General features: G+C 68.4%; 23 protein-coding genes. 11 read left to right on the forward strand and 12 right to left on the reverse strand.

Annotated features, from left to right (window positions below; all coding sequences use genetic code 11):
- Positions 1-237 precede the first annotated feature (237 nt).
- Positions 238-450: a DUF397 domain-containing protein gene (locus ON19_RS40775; protein ID WP_227954495.1), complete on the reverse strand. Its 213-nt coding sequence runs from the start codon at positions 448-450 to the stop codon at positions 238-240.
- 10 nt (positions 451-460) lie between these two features.
- Positions 461-1,321, reverse strand: a complete 861-nt coding sequence (locus ON19_RS28155; protein WP_043699180.1) for a helix-turn-helix domain-containing protein — start codon at positions 1,319-1,321, stop codon at positions 461-463.
- Positions 1,322-1,509: 188 nt separating this feature from the next.
- On the opposite strand from ON19_RS28155, the gene ON19_RS28160 reads away from it, so the two are divergent.
- Both ON19_RS28160 and ON19_RS28165 read left to right on the forward strand, forming a co-directional pair.
- On the forward strand, positions 1,510-1,812 hold the full coding sequence (locus ON19_RS28160) for a hypothetical protein (protein ID WP_043699689.1): 303 nt from the start codon (positions 1,510-1,512) through the stop codon (positions 1,810-1,812).
- A 55-nt stretch (positions 1,813-1,867) separates the two neighbouring features.
- On the forward strand, positions 1,868-2,308 hold the full coding sequence (locus ON19_RS28165) for a DUF4254 domain-containing protein (RefSeq protein ID WP_043699182.1): 441 nt from the start codon (positions 1,868-1,870) through the stop codon (positions 2,306-2,308).
- 395 nt (positions 2,309-2,703) lie between these two features.
- On the opposite strand, the gene ON19_RS28170 is transcribed toward ON19_RS28165, so the two are convergent.
- From ON19_RS28170 to ON19_RS28195, 6 genes are all read right to left on the reverse strand, one after another.
- A complete protein-coding gene (locus ON19_RS28170; RefSeq protein ID WP_043699195.1) occupies positions 2,704-2,994 on the reverse strand; it encodes a DUF3349 domain-containing protein in 291 nt (96 codons plus the stop codon).
- A 14-nt stretch (positions 2,995-3,008) separates the two neighbouring features.
- Positions 3,009-3,344, reverse strand: a complete 336-nt coding sequence (locus ON19_RS28175; RefSeq protein WP_043699198.1) for a DUF3349 domain-containing protein — start codon at positions 3,342-3,344, stop codon at positions 3,009-3,011.
- Positions 3,345-3,355: 11 nt separating this feature from the next.
- Positions 3,356-3,640, reverse strand: a complete 285-nt coding sequence (locus tag ON19_RS28180; RefSeq protein ID WP_043699201.1) for a hypothetical protein — start codon at positions 3,638-3,640, stop codon at positions 3,356-3,358.
- A gap of 11 nt (positions 3,641-3,651) precedes the next feature.
- Positions 3,652-4,869, reverse strand: a complete 1,218-nt coding sequence (locus ON19_RS28185) for an inorganic phosphate transporter (RefSeq protein ID WP_043699690.1) — start codon at positions 4,867-4,869, stop codon at positions 3,652-3,654.
- A 91-nt stretch (positions 4,870-4,960) separates the two neighbouring features.
- A complete protein-coding gene (locus tag ON19_RS28190; RefSeq protein WP_043699202.1) occupies positions 4,961-6,214 on the reverse strand; it encodes a lipase family protein in 1,254 nt (417 codons plus the stop codon).
- A 172-nt stretch (positions 6,215-6,386) separates the two neighbouring features.
- The gene (locus tag ON19_RS28195) at positions 6,387-7,898 is read right to left on the reverse strand and encodes an ATP-dependent DNA ligase (RefSeq protein ID WP_043699691.1); all 1,512 of its coding nucleotides are present in this window, start codon (positions 7,896-7,898) and stop codon (positions 6,387-6,389) included.
- 94 nt (positions 7,899-7,992) lie between these two features.
- Here ON19_RS28195 and ramB point away from each other — a divergent pair, with 94 nt between their 5' ends.
- Positions 7,993-9,399 (forward strand): acetate metabolism transcriptional regulator RamB, encoded by a 1,407-nt coding sequence (ramB, locus tag ON19_RS28200; protein WP_043699206.1) that lies wholly within the window; start codon positions 7,993-7,995, stop codon positions 9,397-9,399.
- Between the two features lie 288 nt (positions 9,400-9,687).
- On the opposite strand, the gene ON19_RS28210 is transcribed toward ramB, so the two are convergent.
- Positions 9,688-10,914: an MFS transporter gene (locus ON19_RS28210; protein ID WP_043699213.1), complete on the reverse strand. Its 1,227-nt coding sequence runs from the start codon at positions 10,912-10,914 to the stop codon at positions 9,688-9,690.
- Positions 10,915-10,988: 74 nt separating this feature from the next.
- On the opposite strand from ON19_RS28210, the gene ON19_RS28215 reads away from it, so the two are divergent.
- The gene (locus ON19_RS28215) at positions 10,989-11,834 is read left to right on the forward strand and encodes a TetR/AcrR family transcriptional regulator (protein ID WP_227954496.1); all 846 of its coding nucleotides are present in this window, start codon (positions 10,989-10,991) and stop codon (positions 11,832-11,834) included.
- A gap of 354 nt (positions 11,835-12,188) precedes the next feature.
- On the opposite strand, the gene ON19_RS28220 is transcribed toward ON19_RS28215, so the two are convergent.
- Complete coding sequence (locus ON19_RS28220; protein WP_043699215.1) at positions 12,189-14,018, reverse strand: acyl-CoA dehydrogenase; 1,830 nt, start codon at positions 14,016-14,018, stop codon at positions 12,189-12,191.
- A gap of 374 nt (positions 14,019-14,392) precedes the next feature.
- On the opposite strand from ON19_RS28220, the gene urtA reads away from it, so the two are divergent.
- The 6 genes from urtA (at position 14,393) to ON19_RS28250 (ending at position 20,192) form a co-directional block, all read left to right on the forward strand.
- Positions 14,393-15,667, forward strand: coding sequence for an urea ABC transporter substrate-binding protein (urtA, locus tag ON19_RS28225; protein ID WP_043699217.1), 1,275 nt, complete (start codon positions 14,393-14,395; stop codon positions 15,665-15,667).
- 255 nt (positions 15,668-15,922) lie between these two features.
- A complete protein-coding gene (gene urtB / locus ON19_RS28230; protein ID WP_043699219.1) occupies positions 15,923-16,807 on the forward strand; it encodes an urea ABC transporter permease subunit UrtB in 885 nt (294 codons plus the stop codon).
- A complete protein-coding gene (gene urtC / locus ON19_RS28235; RefSeq protein ID WP_043699222.1) occupies positions 16,804-17,946 on the forward strand; it encodes an urea ABC transporter permease subunit UrtC in 1,143 nt (380 codons plus the stop codon). Before urtB ends, urtC begins: the two co-directional genes overlap by 4 nt.
- A complete protein-coding gene (urtD, locus tag ON19_RS28240; protein WP_043699224.1) occupies positions 17,943-18,797 on the forward strand; it encodes an urea ABC transporter ATP-binding protein UrtD in 855 nt (284 codons plus the stop codon). Before urtC ends, urtD begins: the two co-directional genes overlap by 4 nt.
- On the forward strand, positions 18,790-19,482 hold the full coding sequence (gene urtE / locus ON19_RS28245) for an urea ABC transporter ATP-binding subunit UrtE (protein WP_043699227.1): 693 nt from the start codon (positions 18,790-18,792) through the stop codon (positions 19,480-19,482). The genes urtD and urtE overlap by 8 nt, the downstream gene beginning before the upstream one ends.
- A gap of 8 nt (positions 19,483-19,490) precedes the next feature.
- Positions 19,491-20,192, forward strand: coding sequence for a GntR family transcriptional regulator (locus ON19_RS28250; protein ID WP_043699230.1), 702 nt, complete (start codon positions 19,491-19,493; stop codon positions 20,190-20,192).
- Positions 20,193-20,196: 4 nt separating this feature from the next.
- Here the strand turns inward: ON19_RS28250 and ON19_RS28255 are convergent, their stop codons facing one another.
- Positions 20,197-21,072 carry a hypothetical protein gene (locus ON19_RS28255; protein ID WP_043699694.1) on the reverse strand — a complete coding sequence of 292 codons (876 nt, stop codon included), beginning with the start codon at positions 21,070-21,072 and terminating at the stop codon, positions 20,197-20,199.
- A 228-nt stretch (positions 21,073-21,300) separates the two neighbouring features.
- Here ON19_RS28255 and ON19_RS28260 point away from each other — a divergent pair, with 228 nt between their 5' ends.
- Entirely contained in the window at positions 21,301-21,834 is a 534-nt protein-coding gene (locus ON19_RS28260) for a carboxymuconolactone decarboxylase family protein (protein WP_083899691.1), read from the forward strand.
- On the opposite strand, the gene ON19_RS28265 is transcribed toward ON19_RS28260, so the two are convergent.
- On the reverse strand, positions 21,831-22,601 hold the full coding sequence (locus ON19_RS28265; protein ID WP_043699233.1) for a TetR/AcrR family transcriptional regulator: 771 nt from the start codon (positions 22,599-22,601) through the stop codon (positions 21,831-21,833). The genes ON19_RS28260 and ON19_RS28265 overlap by 4 nt on opposite strands.
- Between the last annotated feature and the right edge of the window lie 9 nt (positions 22,602-22,610).

The raw sequence follows: 22,610 nt of genomic DNA on the forward strand, positions 1-22,610 counted from the left end.
ACCACCGAGAGGTCTACTCGCGTTTCGCCGCAGCCATGTGCCACTCGCGGAAGGGCGGGGGCCGGCGGCGCGGGCGAGGGGTTGGGCGCCGCCGGCCGGTTGGGGTGGGCAGGGCAGTTGTCCACCGGTTGGGTTGTCGATGGATCGCTTTGTATCGACGGGGACACTCTTGCGGGTGAAGCTGGGGGCTGGGTGTTGTGGAGCTGAGAGTCGGCTGGGAGACGCGCTCGCCGGTGGTCAGGCTTGTTCGGGGGCGCGGATCGCGGTGGTGAATGCTGCCCACTGGGTGGGCGTGAACGCCAGCGTGGGTGATGCGTCGGGTGAACCCTGGAACTTGCTGTCTCGGACCAGCACTCGGCCAGCGGTGAAGCACACCTCTACGCACGCCTGGCTGTCACTGGAGTAGGACGACTTGAACCAGCCCGGCACAGGGAAATTCGAGCTATCCACAATCTCGAGCTTACAAGCCGTCCGTCTTGGCCTCGATCAAGGCGAGCGAATCGGTCCTGGACATGGCGTGCTCGGCAAGCGCGTTGTCGAACATCGTGTTGAGATGCCGCACCGGCTCGGTGTCCTCGATCAGCCCGAGTTGGGCGAGAGTCTCACTCCACGCGACGTCCGGCAGCAGTGCGCTCTCGAAGCCGAGCACGTGAAAGGTCGCCCCGCCGAGTAGGACTCCGCCCGGAGCGTCGAACGGGACGACCCTGATGTCCACGGTTTCCGGGTAGCGCTGGATCAGTGATGTGAGATGGCGAAGTTGCCCCCGGAGGACCTCGACGCCACCGGTGCGCTGTGTGATCGCCGCTTCACCGATCACGGCGACGAGGCGCAGCGGATCGGGCTCGGTCAATCTTTCCTGGCGGCGCATGCGGACCTCGACCCACCGGTCGATCTCGACCCTACGAACCCGAGCGAGGTCATTGGTGAAGACTGCGCGTGCGTACTCCCGTGTTTGCAACAACCCAGGGATCAGGACGCTTTCGTAAGTGCGGATGTGCTTGGCCCCGTGCTCCAGTCCGTAAAGGCGCGTCACCTCTTCCGACAGCAACCCCGCGTACTCCGACCACCACCCGCGCCGCTTCGCGATCTCACGCAGACGCAGCATCTCCGCACGCTCGTCCGGGTCGAATTCGAGCAGGCTCATCAGTTTTCGGAGCTTGTCCTCGGCCAGGATTCGTTCCTTCTCCACCTTCGACCAGTACGACAGCGTGAAGCCGAGCTCCTTGGCGATGACCGACGCGGAGACGTCGAACTCGGTGCGGCGGCGCTTGATTCGGAGCATGAGCTCCCAGCGCGCGACCGTGGGCGAGAGTGGTGCCATCGTCCGATGAATCCTTCCGGCTCCGGCTGTTCGTGCAGATGACCGTACCTGCATCCACGGCGGACCGAGTTTGTCAAATTGACTGGTCAACTTGACTTATCCAGCGTCCGACACTTAGGCTGCCTGTGTTGTGCATCACAGGCGGGGGCTGTGCACCGGCCCCGCTCGGTGGGATGGAGGGGGTTCTGATGTCCGTGCATGTCGTCGACCGGAATTGGATCGTGAGCGATCGGACGCCGCATCAGGCGCGGCGGGTCGACGACGACGCGTGGGTGGTGTCCTATCTACGCGGCCGGATGGTGACCACGGAACAGGCGACGGCGGCGATCCAAGCGGCGGAGATGGTTTCGCTGACGGAGGAGCTGGTGCGCCGGATCGGGCTGACGGCGCTGGAGGCGGTCGGCCTCGTCGTCCTCGAATCGCCGTGGGACACCGGGCCGATTGCCGATCGGCACCGATTGCCGCGCCCGGGCGGGCGGCATCGTCGATGATCTTCGCGTCTCACGTGACGCCCGGCGCGACCATTCGATCCAGGGGGTTATCGCAGTGGAACCACTGCCGACGAAAGAACTCGTCCTGCACGCCTGCCGCACCGTGCCACGCCTCGACCACCCGGTACTGGCGTCCGCCCACTTACTCGCGGGATTACACAAGCGCCGCCTGCGCTGTGAACTGGACGGGGCCAACGACATCGACCGGCATCGCGCCCGGCTCGTCCTCGCCATCGACCGCTGGGTCGCCACCGAGGCGCCACCGCCGCACGGCGGCGCGCACATGCACACCGAAACCGTGGGCATGGTGGTCGACCGTCTCGCCCAGTTCTCCGCCTGCGCGTACGAAATCCTCTCCGGTGCACCGGAATGGGCGGTGCACAACGCCTGGGAACGCCTCTCGGAACTCGCGCTCGGCTACGAGGATCTCGCTTACGAGGTTGCGGCAGGCCTGCGCCGCCTGCCCTACCTCAGCGGCCCACGCAAGCAGCCGTGACCAGTCCACGTCCGGGCCCGGCCAGGCGTTGGCCCCTGGCCCCACGAGCAGCCGTGACTCGAGCCCGGCCCGCCCAGACCACATCGACGCCGCGAACAATCGCGCCACACGCCTCGTCCGGGTTCGGCCGAGCACTGGCCTCGACCACACGGACGCCCCGACTCGAGCCACACCCCCACCGCCCACACATCGACCTCGACCCCCGCAAGCAACCGCGCCTCCCCTCCTCGGGGCCCGGCCATGCATCGACCTCGACCCCCACAAGCAACCGCACACCTCAACCCTCCCCAGGGCCCGGCCACGCATCGACCTCGACCCCCACAAGCAACCGCGCACCTCAACCCTCCCCAGGGCCCGGCCACGCATCGACCTCGACCCCCACAAGCAACCGCACCTCAACCCTCCCCAGGATCCGGCCAGGCAGTGGCCTCGACCCGGGCGCGCACCCGGGCCACGTCGGCTTCGGACGGCATGTCGTTGGTGATCTTGGTGATCATCACCTGGATGTCGGTCGCATCGATGTCCGCCTTGGCGGAGCCGGTGAGCGCGGCGGCAATCCGGGCCACCTCCTCGTCGGAGAGGCGGCGGCGCAGTAGCGCGAGCAGCGGGATGTAGTCGGACTCCGGGACGCCGTCCGGATATCCCACCCGCAGCCAGCCGATGATCGCGTTCAGGAAGGGAGGCATCGGCGGCGGCTCGGTCAATCGGAATCGGCGGGCGGATCGGCCAGCGGCCAGCCGCCCGCGGCCAGATGGGAGGCGACGCGGGCGACGTCCCGCTCGTCCGGCTGCTCCAGGGCGAACCGAGCGATGGCCTGCACGATCTCGGCGCGGCTGATCTGGCTGTCCGGATTCGACACCACCAGTTCCTCCGCGATGGCGACCACTTCGTAATCGGTGAGATGCCGGTGCAGAACAGCGAACAGGGCGACGTAATCCGACTGCGGCACACCTTGCGGGTAGCCCGCGCGCAGCCAGCCCACCACCTTCCCGAGCAGCTTCGGCCGGGTCGGGGCGGGTTTCACTGGATCGGTCACGCTGGCACTCCTCAGGCCTGTCCGAACAGATGGATGCCGAATCTGGCGGCGAGGAACGCCTTCGCCGTGTACAGGATTCCGCCGACGATGGCCACGACGACCAGCACGAAGCATGTCAGCGCGATCGCGAGCGCGGGGTAGTTGCGCCGCACCGTGCCCGTACCCGCGTCGGTCGTCACGGTCATCGACCAGAACCGCACTCCGATCGCGAAGATCATCGGCAGCCCCGCTCCGAGTATCAGCCCGGCCACGGTGACTTTCCACAGCGCGTTCAGATTCGTGACGAGTGTGTGCACGCGTGATCCTCCTACACCTGGGCCGAGTGGTTCGAGTCCGCCGGCGTGGTCCGGTCGCCCGCGGCGGGCGGCGGCGCGGAGGGCGGATCGGTCCCGTCGCCCGGCCACTCGTTGACGTTGCCCGTGTGCACCGGATCGCGCCGCGACCGCAGGTACATCAGCGCCGACAGTCCGAGCAGGATGCCGAAGACCACGAGCACCCCGGCCAGTCCGCCGATGACGTGAGCGATGGCCCAGCAGATCGCCCCGGCCACCGCGGCCAGCGGCAGCGTGAGCAGCCACGCGACGACCATCCGGCCCATCACGCCCCAGCGCACCTCGGCGCCCTTGCCGAGGCCGGTGCCGAGGATCGAGCCGGTCGCGGTCTGTGTGGTGGACAGCGGCAACCCGAAATGGGCCGAGGTCAGAATGATCGCGGCCGAGGCTGATTCCGCCGCCAGCCCCTGCGGGGAGTCGATCTCGACCAGGCCCTTGCCCAGTGTCCGGATGATCCGCCAGCCGCCGAGGTAGGTGCCCGCCGCGATGGCGACGGCGCATGCGGCCATCACCCACAGCGGCAGGTCGTCGTCCTTGGTGAGCGTGCCGTGCGCCACGAGCGCGAGGAAGATCACGCCCATCGTCTTCTGCGCGTCGTTCGTGCCGTGCGCGAGCGAGACCAGCGAGGCGGAGCCGATCTGACCCCAGCGGAACCCCTCGGTGACCTTGTCCTCTTCGGCGGCGCGGGTGATCCGATACACCAGCCAGGTGCCGATCGCCGAGACCAGTGCGGCGACGATGGGCGCGAGCACGGCGGGAAGAACGATCTTGGTGAGCACGCCGTCCGACCCGGAGGCCCAGATCACCCCGCTCCAGCCGAGCGCGGCCAGCGTCGCGCCGATCAGACCGCCGAACAGCGCGTGCGAGGAACTCGACGGCAGCCCCAACAGCCAGGTGAGCAGGTTCCACAGGATCCCACCGACCAAACCGGCGAACACGATCACGAGCAGGTCGTGGCCTCCGACGGCATCGAGCTGCACGATCCCCTTCGCCACGGTGGCCGCCACGGCGACCGACAGGAACGCGCCGACGAGGTTCAGCACCGCCGAGAGCGCGACCGCCACGCGCGGCCGGAGCGCTCCGGTGGCGATGGAGGTCGCCATCGCGTTTGCGGTGTCGTGGAAGCCGTTCGTGAAATCGAATGCGAGCGCCGTGACGATGACGATCAGCAGAACCAGTAATTCGACGGTCACGCCTCCAGTGTGCTGCACCCTTGATTTCCACAGCTATGCCGGTGAGCGAAAGTTCCATCGACCGGCATGGACTAGTCTGGTTCGCCCTGTGTCAGCCGGATCGGGTGCAGTGCGCGGCCACCGGACGCCCGGCGAACCGATCATCGATCCAGGAGTTCGCGCCGGGGATGCCGCTGAGGCCGACCAGGAAATGTTCGCCGAGATAGACCTGGAAATCCACCGGCGTTCCGGCGCCGCACCAGTCCGCGTAGAGGTTTTCCGCGCCGGCCAGCGGCACCCACGGGTCGTGGGTGGCGTGGTAGAGGAAGACCGGTACCGTCGGCGCGCTCGCGCCCAGCCGATTGGCGGCCAGGATCTCCCTGACCATCGGCAAATCGGTGGGCGCCGCGGCTTGGGTGAGCGCCTGCACCGGAATCGGCGCCACGACACCGGCGAATTCCTCCGCGGTCATGCACAGGTCCTTGCCGATCTGGGCCAGTCGCCAGCCGTTGTCGTTCATCAGGTCGAGCAGCTCGGGATACTCCCGCGCCAGCCCGAGCGTCGCGGCCAAGAAGACCCCGGAGGCGGCATTGCGGCCGTTCATGGTGGACAGCAGCATGCCGAAGTCGGCGGGGACGCCGCCGAACGCCGCGCCAACCAGATTCAGCTCGGGCGCGTACTCCGGCGCCAGCTGGGCGGCCCACCCGCTGGCGATCGCGCCACCGGAATATCCGGTGACCACCGTCGGCGCGTCCGGACGCAACCCGAACTCCGGCGCTCCCACCACGGCCCGGATCGAGTCGAGCACCGCGTGCCCGGCCATCAGTCCCGCCCCGTATGCCTGCCGCGGACCCTGATGGTCCGGGATGAGCACCGCGTAGCCCTTGGCCAGCGGTATCTGGGCGGCCCACAACTTGGCCGACAGCTCGGTCCTGAGCTCGTAGGACGGTGCGCACCGATGCCCCAGCGAGTCGATCGCGGCATTGAACGACAGCACCGGACGCGGACCAGGCCCGGTCCATGGCGCGCGCGGCACGAGCAACGTCGCCACCACCGGCACCGGACGATCCTTGGCATCGGTGGACCGGATCAGCAGTTCGGTCGACTGCAATGGGAAGACGGTCAGGCCGGTGCCCCCTGGGCGGGACGCGAGAATCGTTCCCGGAGGCAAGGTCTCGAATTCCGGCGGCGGCGTGTAGAACGGATCGTTCAGCGGCGTCGGCAGAATTCCCGAGTATTCGCGTGATGGCGTGAGGAACTGCTCGATCGGATTCGCCTGTGCGGGCGTACCGACCGCACTCACCGCCAAGGCGCCCAGCAGCGCCACTATCAGCCGGACATACCGCCCGCACAGCACAATTCGCATAATCCCACCCGCCCGCCGATTCCTTGTCCGGAAGCACGAACCGGCCGGACCATGTGCATTGTGGCGGCCATCCGGAACCTTGCGCTGCCCATACTTACAGTGGCTCGACGCGCACCGCACGCCCGACACGCGCCCGGCGCGGGAACGAGCGCGCTTCACATCGCGGCGACGATTACGGCAGCAACGCGCGGACGGTATCGATGGTGTCCGCTTCGGCGGGCTCTTTGTCCGGGCGGTAGCGCACCACGCGTGCGAAACGCAGGGCGACACCGCCGGGATAGCGCGGGCTGACCTGCACGCCGTCCAAGGCGATCTCGACGACGAGCGCAGGCCGCAGATACACGGTGTGCTGATCGCGGGAGCGCTCGTGGCGCGGGAATTCGGCCGTCTGCCACTGCAGCAGCGCGTCGGTGAGTCCCTTGAAGGTCTTGCCGACCATGACCGGCTCGCCGGTCTCCGGGTCCCGCGCGCCCAGATGCAGGTTCGACAGGTAGCCCGTGCGGCGCCCGTAACCCCACTCCGCCCCGAGCACGATCAGATCGAGGGTGTGCGTCGGTTTGATCTTCTGCCAGGCCCTGCCCCGTCTGCCCGCGGCGTACGGCGCGGTCAGCGACTTGATCATGACGCCCTCGTGCCCCGCGGCCAGCGCGCCGTCGAAGTATTCGGCGGCCGTCTCGGCGTCCGGCCGCAGCAGCGCGGGAATGGCATGCCCGCCGGCCACCTTCGTCAGCGCGGCGCGCCGCTCGGACAGCGGAGCGTCGAGCAGGTCCCGGCCGTCCAGGTGCAGGCAGTCGAAGAAGTACGGGTGCAGCAGCAGTTCCCGGGTGGAACTCACCTCGGCGAAGCGGCTCATGGTCTCCTGGAACGGGCGCGGCCGCCCGGAGTCGGTGAGCGCCAGCGTCTCCCCGTCCAGCACGACGCTCGTGCAATCCAGGGCCGCGACCAGCTCGACGAGTTCCGGCACGCCCGCGGTGATCTCGCGCAGCGTCCGGGTGAACACCCGGACCCGGTCGCCGTCCCGGTGCACCTGGATGCGGGCGCCGTCGAGTTTGTGCTCGACGCTCACCTCGCCCTCGAACTCGATCAGCGCCTCGTCCAGCGTCGCACCGGGTGAGGCGAGCATGGGCTGGATCGGACGGCCGACTTCGAGCCGGAACTCCGCGAGCGCGGGAGCGCCACCGGTGAGCGCCGCGACGGCGGTGACCGGCAACCGGCCCGACAACATGTACGCCCGGCGCACCAGATCCGGCGGCACGCCCGCGGCGACCGCCACGGCTTCGGCGACCACGGCGGTGAGTGCGCCCTGTCGCAGTTCGCCGGTGAGCAGGCGCACCAGGAAGTTCTGCTCCTCCGCCGTCGCCGCGGACCACAGCGCCACGAGCAGTTCCTTGCGCCGGGCCGCGGAACCGGCGCCGGAGGTACCGGCCAGATCACTCAGCGCGGCGTGCACCGCCGGAACCGACAGCGTCGCCACCGGCGCGGGCGCGCTGTCGAGCGTGGTGAGCGTGCGCCACCCCGTGCCGATCCGTCCCTGCGGTAGCTCACCGGACGCCCATGCGACCACCGGTGCGAGTTCCTCGGGCGCGGCCGAGGTCATCAGCTGCGCCAACGTGGCGATTTTCGTCTTGCGTGACCTGGTCGCGCGCACGGTCTCCGAGGCCACGACGACATCCGAGAACAACACCCTGCCGACGGTAGCCGCCGGGTATGACACCGTGGTGGAACCAAGTGTTAATCATCGATTGGCACAGATGTGAAAGCGCCCATAAACTGGACGCATGGCCAAGACCTACGTCGGCGCTCGGTTGCGTCAGCTGCGAACCGAACGCGGGCTGAGCCAGGTCTCCCTGGCCCAGCAGCTGGAGATCTCGGCGAGCTACCTCAACCAGATCGAGCACGACGTGCGCCCGCTCACCGTCCCGGTGCTGCTGAAGATCAGCGACGTATTCGGCGTCGACGCCACCTTCTTCTCCGCCCAGGACGACACTCGCCTCATCGCCGAACTCCAAGAGGTGGTGATGGACCAGGAGCTGGGCATCGAGGCCGACGCCCAGGAGATCGCGGACATGGTCTCGGCGCATCCGAGCATGGCCCGCGCGCTGGTCAATATGCACAACCGCTACCGCAACACCTCCGCGCAGCTGGCCGCGGCCACCGAAGACCGGTTCGCCGACAGCGCGGGCAGCGGGGCGATCAGCAAGCCGCACGAGGAAGTGCGCGACTACTTCTATCAGCGGCAGAACTACATCCACGAGCTGGACACGGCCGCCGAAGACCTCACCGCGCGCATCCGCTTCCACGGCGGCGACGTCAACAGCGAGATCGCCAGGATGCTGCGTTCGCACGACGTGCGGATCACCGAGCGCATCGACCTCGGCGAGGGCGTGCTGCACCGCTACGACCCGCAGACCCGGAACCTGGAGATCGCCCCGCATCTGTCCGGCGGCCAGCGGACCTTCAAGCTGGCCGCCGAGCTGGCCTACTTCGAGTGCGGCGAGCTGCTGGAAAAGCTGGTCGAGGAGGGGAATTTCGCGTCCGAGGACGCGCGCAAGCTGGCCATGCTCGGCCTGGCCAACTACTTCGCCGCGGCGACGGTGCTGCCGTATACGCATTTCCACGAGGTCGCCGAGAACTTCCGTTACGACATCGAACGGCTGTCGGCGTTCTTCACCCAGAGCTACGAGACCATTTGTCACCGGCTGTCCACGCTGCAACGACCGTCGCTGCGGGGCGTGCCGTTCTCGTTCGTGCGGGTGGATCGGGCGGGCAATATGTCCAAGCGCCAGTCCGCCACCGGTTTCCACTTCTCGGCCAGCGGCGGGACGTGTCCGCTGTGGAACGTCTACGAGACCTTCGCCTATCCCGGCAAGATCATGACCCAGATCGCGCAGATGCCCGACGGCCGCAAATACCTGTGGGTGGCTCGCACGGTGGAACGCCGCGCCACCCGCTTCGGCCAGCCGAGCAAGACCTTCGCCATCGGTCTCGGGTGCGAACTGCGGCACGCGGCCCGCGTGATCTACGCCGACGGCATCGATCTCGACGAAGTGCAGCCGACGCCGATCGGTGCGGGCTGCCGGGTCTGCGAACGCGCCAACTGCCCCCAGCGCGCGTTCCCGCCCCTGGGCAAGGTGCTCGACATCAGTGAACACCGCAGCTCCGTGTCGCCGTATGTGCTGAAGTAGCCGCACGAACGGTTGGAGCCACAGCATCCTGGACACGCGAGGCGGGATGCTTTGCGGACGCCTGACGCGTGTCGCCGCTGATGCCACGCCCGAGCAGGCGCGGGCCGCCGCGGTCACGATGCTGCGAGATGCGGCTCGGGAATTCCACGGCACGGAGATCGACGTCGCCTGGGATGGTCCGCAGCCCGGGGAGACCTGCACCGGCCGAGTCATTCCGGTGCGGCGGACCGACGGTGGAACATGACGGCCGGTATCGGCGTACCGATACCGGCCGGAGGTCATGGTCGGTCAGGCGGCTTGCGTCCTTCGCTGCATCCCCAGACCGACCACCGTCATAACCAGCGCGGCGACCAGCAACAGCGCGAGTGTCCAAGCGAGGGTCGCGAAGCCGTGCGGCGCCGCGGCGGCAGCGACCAGCGGGCCGATGGTCGCGCCCACGTAGAAGCTGAACATGGCGACCGACATGGCGGCGGCGCGCGATTCGCCGCCCAGCTCGCCCGCGCTCTGCAGCACGGCCGGGGCGATGATGCCGAGCCCGCCGACCAGAACGGCGAGCAGGACGGCCAGTACGGCCGGGTGGGTTCCCTCGAAGGTCGCGATCACCATCGCCGTCGCGGCTATCAGCGCGCCGAGCACGATCTGACCGTGCTTGGACAGCCGGGCCAGTGGCACCGCGAGCAGCGGAAGCGCGATCATCACCGGCAGCGCGCCCGCACGCAGCGCGAGCAGTTCGCCCGAGCCCCGCACCACCCCGGTCAGTTCGAGCCCGGTGTACACCCCGACCATCACCGCCATGCTCATCGCGCCCGCGATCAGCATCGGCAGCAGCGCCCGGATGCGCAGCACCGCGGGAATCGCGGCGTAGCTGTGCCGCAGCGGCTGGTCCCGACCGGTGGGCGTGTCCGAAAGCAGCGCGGACCGCAGCACCAGCGCGAGCACGGCGAAGACGATCGCGGAAGCGACGAACACGGTGCGCCAGGGGAACGCGCCGACCATCCACTGCGAAACGATTTGCGCGATCACCGTCGCCGCGAGGAACGACGTGGCCACCGACATGGTGGCCACGGCCCGGTGCGCGGGGACGATGCGGGTGGCCACGTAGGCCATGATCGCGGGCGGAATGGAGCCGACCACCAGGCCCTGGGCAACCCGGAGGGCGACGGCCAGCGGCGCACTGAACGCCAAACCGGTCAATAGTGTGACCACCGAGGCCGCCAGCATCCCGATGACCAGCACCCGCCGGTGACCGTAGCGATCCGACAGCGGCCCGAACAGGACGAAGCCGCCTGCGTAGCCGAAGGCGAACGCGCTGATGATCCAGGTCATCGCGGCCGAACCGACGCCCCAGTCGGCCTGCATGGCGGTGAAAAGCGGAATCGGAACGTACATCTGGCCGGTGGCCAGCAGTGCGGAGAGAACGAAGAAGGGCAGGGTGCGCCCGGTGTGGGCACGCGAAGAGCTGTCTCGGGTGCGCGGCCGGGCCGGAGCCGCGGACCGGAAGGTGGGCATTGCCATGGATCGAAGGTAAGCCGGGAGCGGACCGATTGTCAACCAAATAGTTGGTTTAACGGAATGGTAAAGTGTTCGCCATGACGGCCACGATGAAACGCAGTGACGCGACCAGGCAGGCTCTGTTGCGCGCCGCCCGCGACGAATTCGCCCGGTACGGGCTGGCCGGCGCGCGGGTCGACCGGATCGCCGAGGCGGCGGGCGTCAACAAGGAGCGCATCTACGGCCTGTTCGGCAGCAAGGACAAGCTGTTCGACGTCATCCTGATCGACACGCTGCGCGAGTTCATCGACGTGGTGAAACCGTTGGCCGACACCGAACCCGGGGCTTATGTCGGCAAACTGTTCGACTACCACCGGGACAATCCGCAACTGTTGCGGCTGATGCTCTGGGAGGCGCTGCACCGCGGCGCGGACGCGCACGACATCGATGGCTGGCGCGCCGCGCACTACGTGCGCAAATCCGACCGCGCCCAAGAGCAGTTCGACGTGGACTCCGCGGACGCCGGCCGCCTGCTGCTGGCGCTGTGCGGCCTGGCCAACTGGTCGCACGCCGTACCGCAGACCACCAGGCTGCTGCTCGGCGAGGCCGCCGCGGAGGACAAGCACGCCACCCGCGCGTTCCTGATGGAGTTCGCCAGGGCGGCGATGCGCCGCGACAGGGCCCCCGGCGAGCCGGAAGCACGCCTCCCGGAGGTCGAACTGGTCAACGATTTGACCGCCAGCGACCACCAGTCCGAGGTGGACCGGGCCGCTCAGCGCCTCCGCGACGCCCAGGCCGCCGCCGAAGCCGCCCGCACGGACCTCGCCACCGCCCTACGCGCAGCCCACACCGCGGGCGCGAGCGCCAACCAGCTCGCCAGGCAGGTATCGGGCACCCTGTCGCGACCTGTCGTGCTCAAACTGCTGTCCCAGCCCGAGCGCTGACACGACGTCCGCTCCCCGCCACGGGCGACCGCAGCTGATCCGGGTACACCGACACGCCCTTACGGCACCACCGACCTCGACCGTCAACGCACGGCACCACAGTCGAGGTCTGGCGGTAGCCGCTCGCCCCGGCCCTCACCCGCCCAAACGCGTGCACTTCGTCCGAAAACTCCAACGCCGACGCGCCCAGCGCACCCCAACCCCAGGTTTCGAGCGAAGCGAGACCGACCATGCGCCGTTCGCGGCCCGGCTCGCGTCCGAGCGGCCGCCGCGTCCGCGACGAAGTCGCCAGCGGCGGTCACTCGGACGCGAGCCATAAGGGGCCGCGAACACGCGGCGCCGCAGGCGCCGCAATTAGAACACCGCCTCGTCCAGGTTCATGATGTCGTTGTCGAGGGCGGCGATGATGCCGCGCAATGCGGTGAGGTTCGGCAGCACGTTCTTGGCGAAGAAGCTGGCGGCGGCGACTTTTCCGGCGTAGAAGGGGCGATCCTTCTCCGATGCGTCGGTGGCCAATGCGGCGGCGGCGATCTCCGCCTGCACCAGCAGCCGCCAGCCGATGAGCAGGTCACCTACCGCGAGCAGGAAGCGCACCGAACCGAGGCCGATCTTGTAGAGCTCGGCGGGCGTCTGCTGGGCGGCCATCAGGAAGCCGGTTAGTGTGGCCGCCATCGCCTGCACGTCCTCCGCCGCCGTGCGCAGCAGTTCGCGCTCGGTGCCGAAACGACCGGTCTTCGCGTCCAGGAACGCCGCGATCCGCGCGTTGACGTGGCCGAGCGCCACACCTTTGTCGCGGATGATCTTGCGGAAGAAGAAGTCCTGCGCCTGGATGGCGGTGGTGCCCTCGTAGAGCGAGTCGATCTTCGCGTCGCGGATGTACTGCTCGATCGGATAGTCCTGCAGGAAGCCGGAACCGCCCAGAGTCTGCAACGACTCGGTCAGGTACTGGTAGGCCCGCTCCGAGCCGACACCCTTGACGATCGGCAGCAGCAGATCGTCCACCCTGTGCGCCAGCTCGGGGTCGGCGCCCGAAACGAGCTGGGCCACATCGGCATTCTGGTGCGCGGCGGTGTACAGGTACACCGCGCGCAGACCCTCCGCGTACGCCTTCTGCATGGCCAGCGAACGACGAACGTCCGGATGCTGCGTGATGGGGACGCGGGGCGCGGCCTTGTCGGTCATCTTGGTCAGGTCGGCGCCCTGCACCCGCTCCTTGGCGAAGTCCAGCGCGTTGAGATAGCCGGTCGACAGAGTGCCCGAGGATTTGACGCCGACCATCATGCGCGCGTTCTCGATCACCTGGAACATCTGCGCGATGCCGTTGTGCACCTCGCCGACCAGCCAGCCCTTGGCGGGGACGCCGTGGCCGCCGAAGGTCAGCTCGCAGGTGGGCGAGGACTTCAGGCCCATCTTGTGCTCGACGCCGGTGACGTACACGCCGTTGCGCTCGCCGAGTGCCAAGGTCTCGGGATCGAAGAGGAATTTCGGCACGTAGAACAGCGACAGGCCCTTGGTGCCCGGTCCTGCGCCCTCCGGGCGGGCAAGCACTAGATGGAAGACGTTCTCGGCGGTGTCACCGACCTCGGCCCCGGAGATGAACCGCTTGACGCCTTCGATGTGCCAGGAGCCGTCTTCTTGGCGGATCGCTTTCGTGCGGCCCGCGCCCACGTCGGAACCGGCGTCCGGCTCGGTGAGCACCATGGTGCCCTGCCAGCCCTTCTCGAAGCCGAGCGTGGCCCAGTGCCGCTGCTGCTCGGTGCCGACGTTGTACAGCACCGACGCCATCACCGGGCCCATGTTGAAGAACGACGCCGACGGATTGGCGCAGGTGATCATCTCGGCGACCGCCCACACCAGTACCGCGGGCGCCGGGGTGCCGCCCATGCCCTCCGGCATGCCGAGCCTGCTCCACTCCGCGTCGCGCACGGCGGCGATCGTCCTACGGAGCGGCTCCGGAACAGCGATCGAGAACGTGGTCGCGTCGTAGACCACCGGATCGCGATCGGCCGCCGCGAAGGAGTCCGCCACCGGGCCCTCGGCCAGGCGCTGAACCTCGGACAGGATCTCCCGCACGGTGCCGGAATCGAGGTCGCCGTAGGCCCCTGTATCGAGGAGTTTGTCCAGCTCAAGCACTTCGAACAGGTTGAACTCGATATCCCTCAGGTTCGCCTTGTAGTGGCCCACCGGGTCCTCCTCGACTCGAGTCCGCGGCCCGCCGCCGCGGCATGGGACGGTTCAGGCGTCGTACGAATCGAAGCGTGCCGCATCGCGGCGACGCTACGCAACCGTAGCCACATCCGCCCCGGCCAGCGGGTTTGCCACAACCTCACAACTGTTCACCGTCCGTTTACGGAAAAGGTTCACACAGGCGAAACAGACGAAACGGACTTGTCATCGAGAGATATTCCGGCGCAACAACTTCTGTCTACCGTTCGCATCACGAATACAGCCGTTGTATACAGCCCCGTCTACAGCCGTGACCGGGGCGAAGACGGCGATATTCGATGCGGCGCCCAGCCGACGCCGCCGCAACACCTGATGAGGAGAGGGTTCGCCCCATGCCAGATTCCCGTGCCACCCATCGCTCCAGGCGCTTGATCAGAGTGGTGGCGGCGCCCACCGCGGTCGCGCTCGCCGGCCTGTTGCTGACCGCATGTGGCGCCAAGGACGACGCCTCGACCACCGGCTCCAACGCCGCCTCCTGCGTCGACACGTCCAAGGACACGATCAAGGTCGGTTCACTGCACTCGCTGTCCGGCACGATGGCCATCTCCGAGGTCACCGTCGCCAACTCGACCAAGCTGGCTGTCGACCAGATCAACGCCGCGGGCGGCGTGCTCGGCAAGAAGATCGATCTGGTGCTCGAGGACGGCGCCTCGGACCCGAAGACCTTCGCGGAGAAGGCGGAGAAGCTGATCAGCTCCGACTGCGTCGCCGCGGTGTTCGGCGGCTGGACCTCGTCGAGCCGCAAGGCGATGAAGCCGAAGTTCGAGAGCCTGAACTCACTGCTCTACTACCCGGTGCAGTACGAGGGCCTGGAGGACAGCAAGAACATCTTCTACACCGGCGCGACCACCAACCAGCAGATCATCCCGGCGCTGGACTACCTCAAGCAGAAGGGCATCACCTCCCTCTACCTGGTCGGCAGCGACTACGTCTTCCCGCAGACCGCCAATCGCGAGATCAAGGCGTACGCCGCCGCCAACGGCATCGAGATCAAGGGCGAGGACTACACCCCGCTCGGGTCCACCGATTTCTCCACCATCGTGAACAAGGTCCGCACCGCCAAGGCGGGAGCGGTGTTCAACACCCTCAACGGCGACTCCAACGTCGCGTTCTTCCGCGAGTACAGCAACGCGGGCCTCAAAGCCGCCGAGATGCCGGTGGTTTCGGTGTCCATCGCCGAGGAAGAGGTCGCGGGCATCGGCGCCCAGCACATCGCCGGGCAGCTCACCGCATGGAACTACTACCAGACCGTGGACAACCCGGTGAACAAGAAGTTCGTCGCCGACTACAAGGCCGCCTTCGGCGCCGACAAGCCGACCTCGGACCCGATGGAGGCCGCGTACGCGTCGGTCTACCTGTGGAAGAACACCGTCGAGAAGGCGAAGTCGTTCAAGGTGGAGGACATCCAGGCCGCCGCCGGCGGCGTCAGCTTCGACGCGCCCGAGGGCCTGGTCACCATCGACGGCTCCAACCACCACATCACCAAGACCGCCCGGATCGGCGAGATCCGTCCCGACGGGCTCATCTACTCGGTGTGGGACTCCGGCAAGGCCGTGACGCCGGACCCCTACCTGAAGTCCTACGACTGGGCCAAGGACCTGAAGTAGTCCGCCGCTGTCCGCGGCCCAGCTCTCGGTGACTGCCCAGCGACACAGTCGCAACGGCGATCACGCGGAGCGAGTAATGAGGGGGGCCGCGGACAGCAACGGACGAACCGCGGGTAAGCGAACCATTGGTCCACACGCACGCGCGCCCCACGCGCCCGGCGCACCCCAACTCCAGGTTTCGAGCGAAGCGAGACCGAGCATGCGCCGTTCGCGGCGCGAAGGCGCGGCAAATTAGACACAGGAGCTTTCTCTCCCATGGACGTTGTGATCGGACAGCTCTTCACCGGGCTGAGTCTGGGATCGATTCTCTTGCTCGCCGCGCTCGGGCTCTCGCTGACCTTCGGTCAGATGGGCGTGATCAACATGGCGCACGGCGAGTTCATCATGGCCGGTTGTTACACGACCTACGTTGTGCAGAAGGTCATCTCGTCGGCGGGCGTCTCGCTCGTGGTCTCCCTGCTGATCGGTTTCCTCGTCGGCGGCCTGCTGGGCGCCGCGTTGGAGATGGGCCTGATCCGGTGGATGTACGACCGGCCGCTGGACACCCTGCTGGTCACCTTCGGTGTCGGGCTGGTGCTGCAACAGCTGGCCCGCGACATCTTCGGCGCGCCGGCCAAGAACGTCATCGCGCCGGAGTGGCTCAGCGGCGGCGTCACGATCCTGGGCGCGGTGGTGCCGAAGACGCGCATCTTCATCCTCGTTCTGGCGATTGTCGCGGTGAGCGCGCTGGCCGCGGTGCTCAAGGCGACTCCGCTCGGTCGCCGCATCCGTGCGGTGGTGCAGAATCGCGGATTGGCCGAAACTTCGGGCGTGTCCAGCCGTTTCACCGATATCGGCACGTTCTTCATCGGCTCGGGCCTGGCGGGCGTGGCCGGTGTCGCGCTCACCCTGATCGGCTCGACCAGCCCGACCATCGGGCAGAGCTATCTGATCGACGCGTTCCTCGTGGTGGTCATCGGCGGGCTCGGCCAGATCAAGGGCACGGTGATCGCGGCGTTCGCGCTCGGCCTGCTCAATTCCTACATCGAATACTCGACCACCGCGTCCATCGCGAAGGTCATCGTCTTCGTCGTCATCGTGATCTTCCTGCAGGTCCGCCCGCAGGGTCTGTTCACCGTCCGGACAAGGAGCCTGGCATGACCACGCTCGTACAACGGTGGCGCGCGCACTCCTCGGTCGGCGCGCCGGCCGGATTCGCCGTCGCCGCCGTGCTGTTGTTCGCGGTCGCGCCCGCCGTGCTCAGCGATTTCCGGCTCAACCTGCTGGCGAAGTTCCTGTGCTTCGCGATCGTGGCGGTGGGCATCGGATTGGCCTGGGGGCGGGGCGGGATGCTCACCCTCGGTCAAGGCGTGTTCTTCGGGATCGGCGCCTACATCATGGCCATGCATCTACAGATGGCCGACGCCGCGCGGCTCGGCAACGACGTACCGGAGTTCATGGAGATCGCGGGCATCCGCGAATTGCCGTCGTTCTGGCAGCCTTTCGCGTCGGCTCCGGTGGCACTGCTGGGCATTCTGGTGCTGCCCGCGCTGGTCGCCGCGGTGCTCGGCTACGGGGTGTTCAAGCGGCGCGTGAAGGGCGCCTACTTCGCCATCCTCAGCCAAGCGCTGGCCGCCGCGCTGGCCATTCTGCTCACCGGCCAGCAGGCCATCGGCGGTTTCACCGGCCTGTCGGACTTCCGCGCCTTCTTCGGTTTCAAGCTGTCCGACCCGGTCAACCGGCGCATGCTGTTCTTCCTCGCCGCGGGCACGCTGCTGGTGGTGGTCGCGCTGGTGCGGCAACTGATGCACAGCCGGTACGGCGAACTGCTCGTGGCGGTGCGCGACCAGGAGGAGCGGGTGCGCTTCCTCGGATACGACCCGGCGAACGTGAAGATCGTCGCCTACGTGGTCGCCGCGTTCTTCGCGGGCATCGCCGGTGCGCTGTTCACCCCGATCGTGGGCATCATCTCCCCCGCCGATATCGGCGTGGTTCCGTCCATCGCGTTCCTGATCGGCGTCGCGATCGGCGGCCGGACCACCCTGCTCGGGCCGGTGCTCGGCGCGATCGGCGTGGCCTGGGCGCAGACGGCGTTCTCCGAGGAGTTCCCCTCGGGGTGGACGTATTTGCAAGGCGTGCTGTTCATCGCGGTGGTCGGTTTCGTCCCGGCGGGGCTGGCCGGACTGTGGCCGATGGTGAAGGGTCTGCGGGACAACCGGTTGCGGCGCCCCGCCGCGCCCGCGGCCGTGGTGGCCGAGGCGCTGCCGGAACCCGCGACCGAGAAGGTGGAATCGCGATGACCGAGACGACGCACGAACCGAAGCTCGGCGGCAATGCCGGAATGTCCAGCGAGTATCTCGAGATCCGCGGTCTGTCGGTGAGTTTCGACGGGTTCAAGGCCGTCACCGAGGTGGATCTGACGGTGTTGCAGGGCGATCTGCGCTTCCTCATCGGCCCCAACGGCGCGGGCAAGACCACCCTCATCGACGCGATCACCGGGCTGGTCCCGGCGACCGGGTCGGCGCAGAAGACCGGCGTCGAGCTGCTCGGCAAGAAGGTGCACCAGATCGCCCGGCTCGGCGTCGGACGGACGTTCCAGACCGCGAGCGTGTTCGAGCAACTCAGCGTGCTGCAGAACCTCGACATCGCCGCGGGCGCGGGCCGCTCGGCGCTCACCATGCTGCGCCGCCGCAGATCGGTGCTGCCCGCGATCGAGGAAGCGCTGGAGATCACCGGCCTGGCCGAGCTTCGCGACAAGCCCGCCGGGGTGCTCGCGCACGGACAGAAGCAGTGGCTCGAGATCGGCATGCTGCTGGTGCAGAACGCGTCGGTGCTGCTGTTGGACGAGCCGGTGGCCGGGATGAGCGCCGAGGAGCGCGAGGAGACCGGGAATCTGTTGCGCCGCATCGGCGGCGACCGGGTGGTCGTGGTGGTCGAGCACGACATGGACTTCATGCGCGCCTTCGCCAGCTCGGTCACCGTCCTCGCGGGCGGCACGGTGCTCAGCGAGGGGACCGTCGAACAGGTGCAGGCGGACCCGAAAGTCCAGGAGGTCTATCTCGGCACCGCCGCGGCCGTCGGCACCGAGCTGGAGGACGCCTCGACCGCGCCGAGCCCGGAGTCACCCCAGAAAGGGGACAGCGATGCTTGAACTCACCGATATCCACTCCGGTTACGGCCGCACCGAGGTGATCCACGGCGTCTCGGTGACCGTCCCGGGCGACAGCGTGGTCGCCGTCATGGGACACAACGGCGCCGGGAAGACCACGCTGCTGCGCACTGCCGTCGGACTGATCGGCACGAAGTCGGGACGGATCGCGTTCGACGGCGAGACCATCACGAAACTGTCGCCGTCGCGGCGGGTGCGCCGCGGGATCGCCTACGTTCCGCAGGGACAGCAGAGTTTCCCGCAACTGACCACAGCGGAGAATTTGCAGGTGGTCGCGGACGGCCGTAAGCGCGGCAAGGCGCTGATCGATGAATCGCTCGATCTGTTCCCCGCGCTGCGTGAGCTGCTCGGCCGCAAAGCGGGCCTGCTGTCCGGCGGTCAGCGTCAGCAGCTCGCCATCGCGCGCGCGCTGATCACCGAGCCGAAACTGCTCATCCTCGACGAGCCCACCGAGGGCATCCAGCCGTCGGTGGTCGCCGAGATCGAGCGCACCATCATCGACCTCACCCGGCGCGGCGGACTGAGCGTGCTGCTGGTCGAACAGCACATCGGCTTCGCCTTGCAGGCGGCGCAGCACTACTACGTGCTGCGATCCGGCCGGGTGAGCTCCTCGGGCGCGGGTGGCGCGGGCGCCGAGAGCGACGTCCGCTCGGCGATGGCGATCTGAGCGCCGCCGTGACCCGCGACAGGGGTCGGATTCCGTTGCGCGAGCAGGTGTACGACTCCTTGCGCCGGGATCTGGCCACCGGAACCATCGTGCCGACCGAACGGCTCGGCGAAGAGCGCCTCGCCGAGGCCTACGGGGTGTCACGCACCCCGGTGCGCGAGGCGCTGGCCCGGTTGCAGGCGGACGGATTGGTCGAGCGGCTCTCCGACGGCCTCTATCCGTACCGCCCCAGGCTGGACGAACTCGATCACCTCTACGAGTTGCGGCTCGTGCTGGAGGCCAGGGGCATGCGGCGGGTGGGTCCGGCCGGGGAGGCGCCCGCGCACGATCTGGATCTCGTGCGCGCCGAACTCGAGGCCTGGCGCGCACTGCGGGACCACCCGCCCGAGCCTGGCCCCGCGCTGGTGGCCGCCGACGAACGGTTCCACACCACCTTGCTCACGGCCGCGGGCAACGCCGCACTCGCCGAGGCGCTCACCGCCGTGCACATCCGGGTGCGCCCGGTGCGCACGCTGGACATGCCGACCCCGGAGCGCATCGCCAGGATGACCGCCGAGCACATCGCGGTCGCCGAGCACCTGGTGTCCGGGGCGGTGGACGCGGCGTCGGCCACGCTCACCGCCCATATCGACACGTCGCGAACGCATGTGCTGGCCCGCGCCCAGCACGCGCTGCGCCTGACCAAATTGGGCAGCGCCGTACGGGATTGACGGGTCAGCAGTTCTGCTGGAACGGATAGCAGTCGGTGGGCCGGTACGCGGGCGGTGACGGAGTCACGCTGGTCGTCGGATCGGTCGCCGGCCCCGGCTGCGCCGAATCGTGTGCCAGCGCGGTGGCGATCACACCGAGCACGAACAGGATTCCGATCACGCCGATCACGACGACGGACCAACCCGCGTAGGCCTGGCTCTTCGTCGCGGCGCCCGGCGTCGGCTCGACACGCGGCTTGGGTGCGCGCGGGATGGTCGTGACCGGCTCCGGCACGTTCTCCTCGAAGCCCGCATCGAGCAGTTCGGCGCGGGAGGGGGCGAGCTGCGCCAAACCGAGCGCACCGCACGCGCCGATCACCCGGTCCGCGGTCCAGTTGCGCGGCCCCGCGGAGAAGCCCTCCAGGTAGATGCGCAGCTCGGTCGCGTCGGTGACGTTGCCGACGACGACGTCCAAGCCCGGCCGCAGATTGGTGCGCGCCGGGCGCACCACGGCGCCGCGGAACGGGACGAGCACGACGGCGCCGCTGATGTGTCCCGGGTCCTGCAGTGCCCGCTGGAGCATGTGCTTGACCGCGTAGATGCCGTGTTCGACTCGGTCGGCGGGGCTCCCGGATTCCGCGTCGTCCAGTTCCACCGGCGCGTCGCTGATCTTCCACGGCCCCTCGGCCGGTGTGCTCAGAATGCCGCTCTGCCTGCGCTGGAACCCGTGCACCTCCAGCACGGTCAGGCCACGCGGCGTCCACACCACCGCGTCGACGCGCCGATTGTCGGCCTCGAGATCGATCACGGCGAGGCCGGTCGTCGGATACGACCGCAGGCACGCGACGAATTCCTGCTCCGCGCCGGAAAGCTCCGCTCCGGGCCTGATCCTCACCAGCATCTGTTCCCCTGCCGACCTGTCGTCCACACCTGTCGCCGCGAAAGCCCACTGCGGCTGCGGCCACCCGCACCGGTACTGATGATGACGGGGTACCCGGCCGAAAACCACTCCGAAAGCAAAAGAATCGTGGCCGCTACGCGGGATACTGCCAAGTAGGCTCTTTTCTCGGTCGGCACCGACGCCGGCCGCACAGACCACGCGGAGGTGGCAACCAGCATGGTTTCAGCGCTGCAACCACGCATCTCACCCGGACGGCTCCGGGAACTCGGCCCGCTCAACTGGGTTGTCTGGCAAGTGCTTTCCCGCGCGGCGGGCACCGGCGACGCCCACTTGTTCAGCACGCTCGGCCGCACCCGCGGGCTGTTCCGCGGCTGGCTGCACTACTCGGGCAAGCTCATGCCCGGCGGGCGGCTGCCCCGCCACGAGTCCGAGCTGGTCATTATTCGCGTCGCGTATCTGCGCGACTGCGACTACGAGATGGACCATCACATCCGGCTCGGCAAACGCGCCGGGGTGACGGCCGAGATTCTCGAGCGGCTGCGCACGGGGCCTGCGGCGGCGGGCTGGTCGGACAAACACCGCGCGCTGCTGGCCGCCGTGGATCAGCTGGTGCAGAAACGCGATCTCGACGACGACACCTGGACGCAGTTGGCGAGCCACTACGACGAGCGCAGCCTGATCGAGATCGTCCTGCTGATCAACCAATACGACGGGCTGGCGTCCACCATCACCGCGCTGCGCATCCAGCGCGACGGCGTCTAGGCGGCGGGCCCCTCGATGCGGCGCGCCAATCCGTCCAGCACCAGCGCCAAACCGAACTCGTAGGCGTGATCGGCGCTGTAGGCGGCGTCGTGCGCCTGGCCCGCGGCCGCGCCGACGCGGGCGGCGAGCGGGTAGCGCTCGGCATCGAAGACCTGCGCCAGCACCGGTGCGGCCCGTTCCCACCACTGCCCGTCGGACATGGCGCTGTCGGACGCCGCACGCTCGCTGTCGATGGCGATGCGGGCGACCGAGGTGACGAAGCCGAGCACGTAGGTCAACGCGGCGTCCATGGTGACGTCGTCGAGCCCGAGGTCCGCGAAAGCCCTCAACTCGTGGTCGTATTTCGCGGCCGAGCCGGGGCCCAGCGGCGGCCGGGTGGTCGGCAGATAGGCCACCCAGGGATGCCGCGCCAGCATGGCGCGGTTCTCCGCCGCGACCCGGGTGACCCGCTCGCGCCAGGGCAGACCGGTGAGGTCGGCGCGCTCCATCCGCGCGTACACCGTGTCCAGCATCAGATCGATCAACTCGGCTTTGCCCGGCACGTAGGTGTAGGTGGCCATCGGGGTCAGACCGAGCCGGGTGGCGACCGCGCGCATCGTGAGCGCGCCGATCCCTTCCACGTCGGCGATCTCGATCGCCGCGGTGACGACCGCTTCGACGCTGCTGCGCTGCTTCGGGCCACGGCCGGAGCCGGGCGAAATCCGCCATAGCAGCTCCAGCGTGCGCACCGGATCGCCCGCACCGCTGCGTTCTCTCGGCTGTCCCACCGCCGCCTC

The organism is Nocardia abscessus NBRC 100374 (assembly GCF_000308455.1).
Classification (GTDB): domain Bacteria; phylum Actinomycetota; class Actinomycetes; order Mycobacteriales; family Mycobacteriaceae; genus Nocardia; species Nocardia abscessus.

What these genes read in the sequence shown, in the direction of transcription:
- urtE (WP_043699227.1), top strand. Translation starts at nt 18,790, where the DNA reads ATGCTTGAACTCACCGATATCCACTCCGGTTACGGCCGCACCGAGGTG.
- ON19_RS28160 (WP_043699689.1), top strand. Translation starts at nt 1,510, where the DNA reads ATGTCCGTGCATGTCGTCGACCGGAATTGGATCGTGAGCGATCGGACG.
- ON19_RS28155 (WP_043699180.1), bottom strand. Translation starts at nt 1,321, where the DNA reads ATGGCACCACTCTCGCCCACGGTCGCGCGCTGGGAGCTCATGCTCCGA.
- urtC (WP_043699222.1), top strand. Translation starts at nt 16,804, where the DNA reads ATGACCACGCTCGTACAACGGTGGCGCGCGCACTCCTCGGTCGGCGCG.
- ON19_RS28190 (WP_043699202.1), bottom strand. Translation starts at nt 6,214, where the DNA reads ATGCGAATTGTGCTGTGCGGGCGGTATGTCCGGCTGATAGTGGCGCTG.
- urtB (WP_043699219.1), top strand. Translation starts at nt 15,923, where the DNA reads ATGGACGTTGTGATCGGACAGCTCTTCACCGGGCTGAGTCTGGGATCG.
- ON19_RS28210 (WP_043699213.1), bottom strand. Translation starts at nt 10,914, where the DNA reads ATGGCAATGCCCACCTTCCGGTCCGCGGCTCCGGCCCGGCCGCGCACC.
- ON19_RS28170 (WP_043699195.1), bottom strand. Translation starts at nt 2,994, where the DNA reads ATGCCTCCCTTCCTGAACGCGATCATCGGCTGGCTGCGGGTGGGATAT.
- ramB (WP_043699206.1), top strand. Translation starts at nt 7,993, where the DNA reads ATGGCCAAGACCTACGTCGGCGCTCGGTTGCGTCAGCTGCGAACCGAA.
- urtA (WP_043699217.1), top strand. Translation starts at nt 14,393, where the DNA reads ATGCCAGATTCCCGTGCCACCCATCGCTCCAGGCGCTTGATCAGAGTG.
- urtD (WP_043699224.1), top strand. Translation starts at nt 17,943, where the DNA reads ATGACCGAGACGACGCACGAACCGAAGCTCGGCGGCAATGCCGGAATG.
- ON19_RS28255 (WP_043699694.1), bottom strand. Translation starts at nt 21,072, where the DNA reads ATGCTGGTGAGGATCAGGCCCGGAGCGGAGCTTTCCGGCGCGGAGCAG.
- ON19_RS28215 (WP_227954496.1), top strand. Translation starts at nt 10,989, where the DNA reads ATGACGGCCACGATGAAACGCAGTGACGCGACCAGGCAGGCTCTGTTG.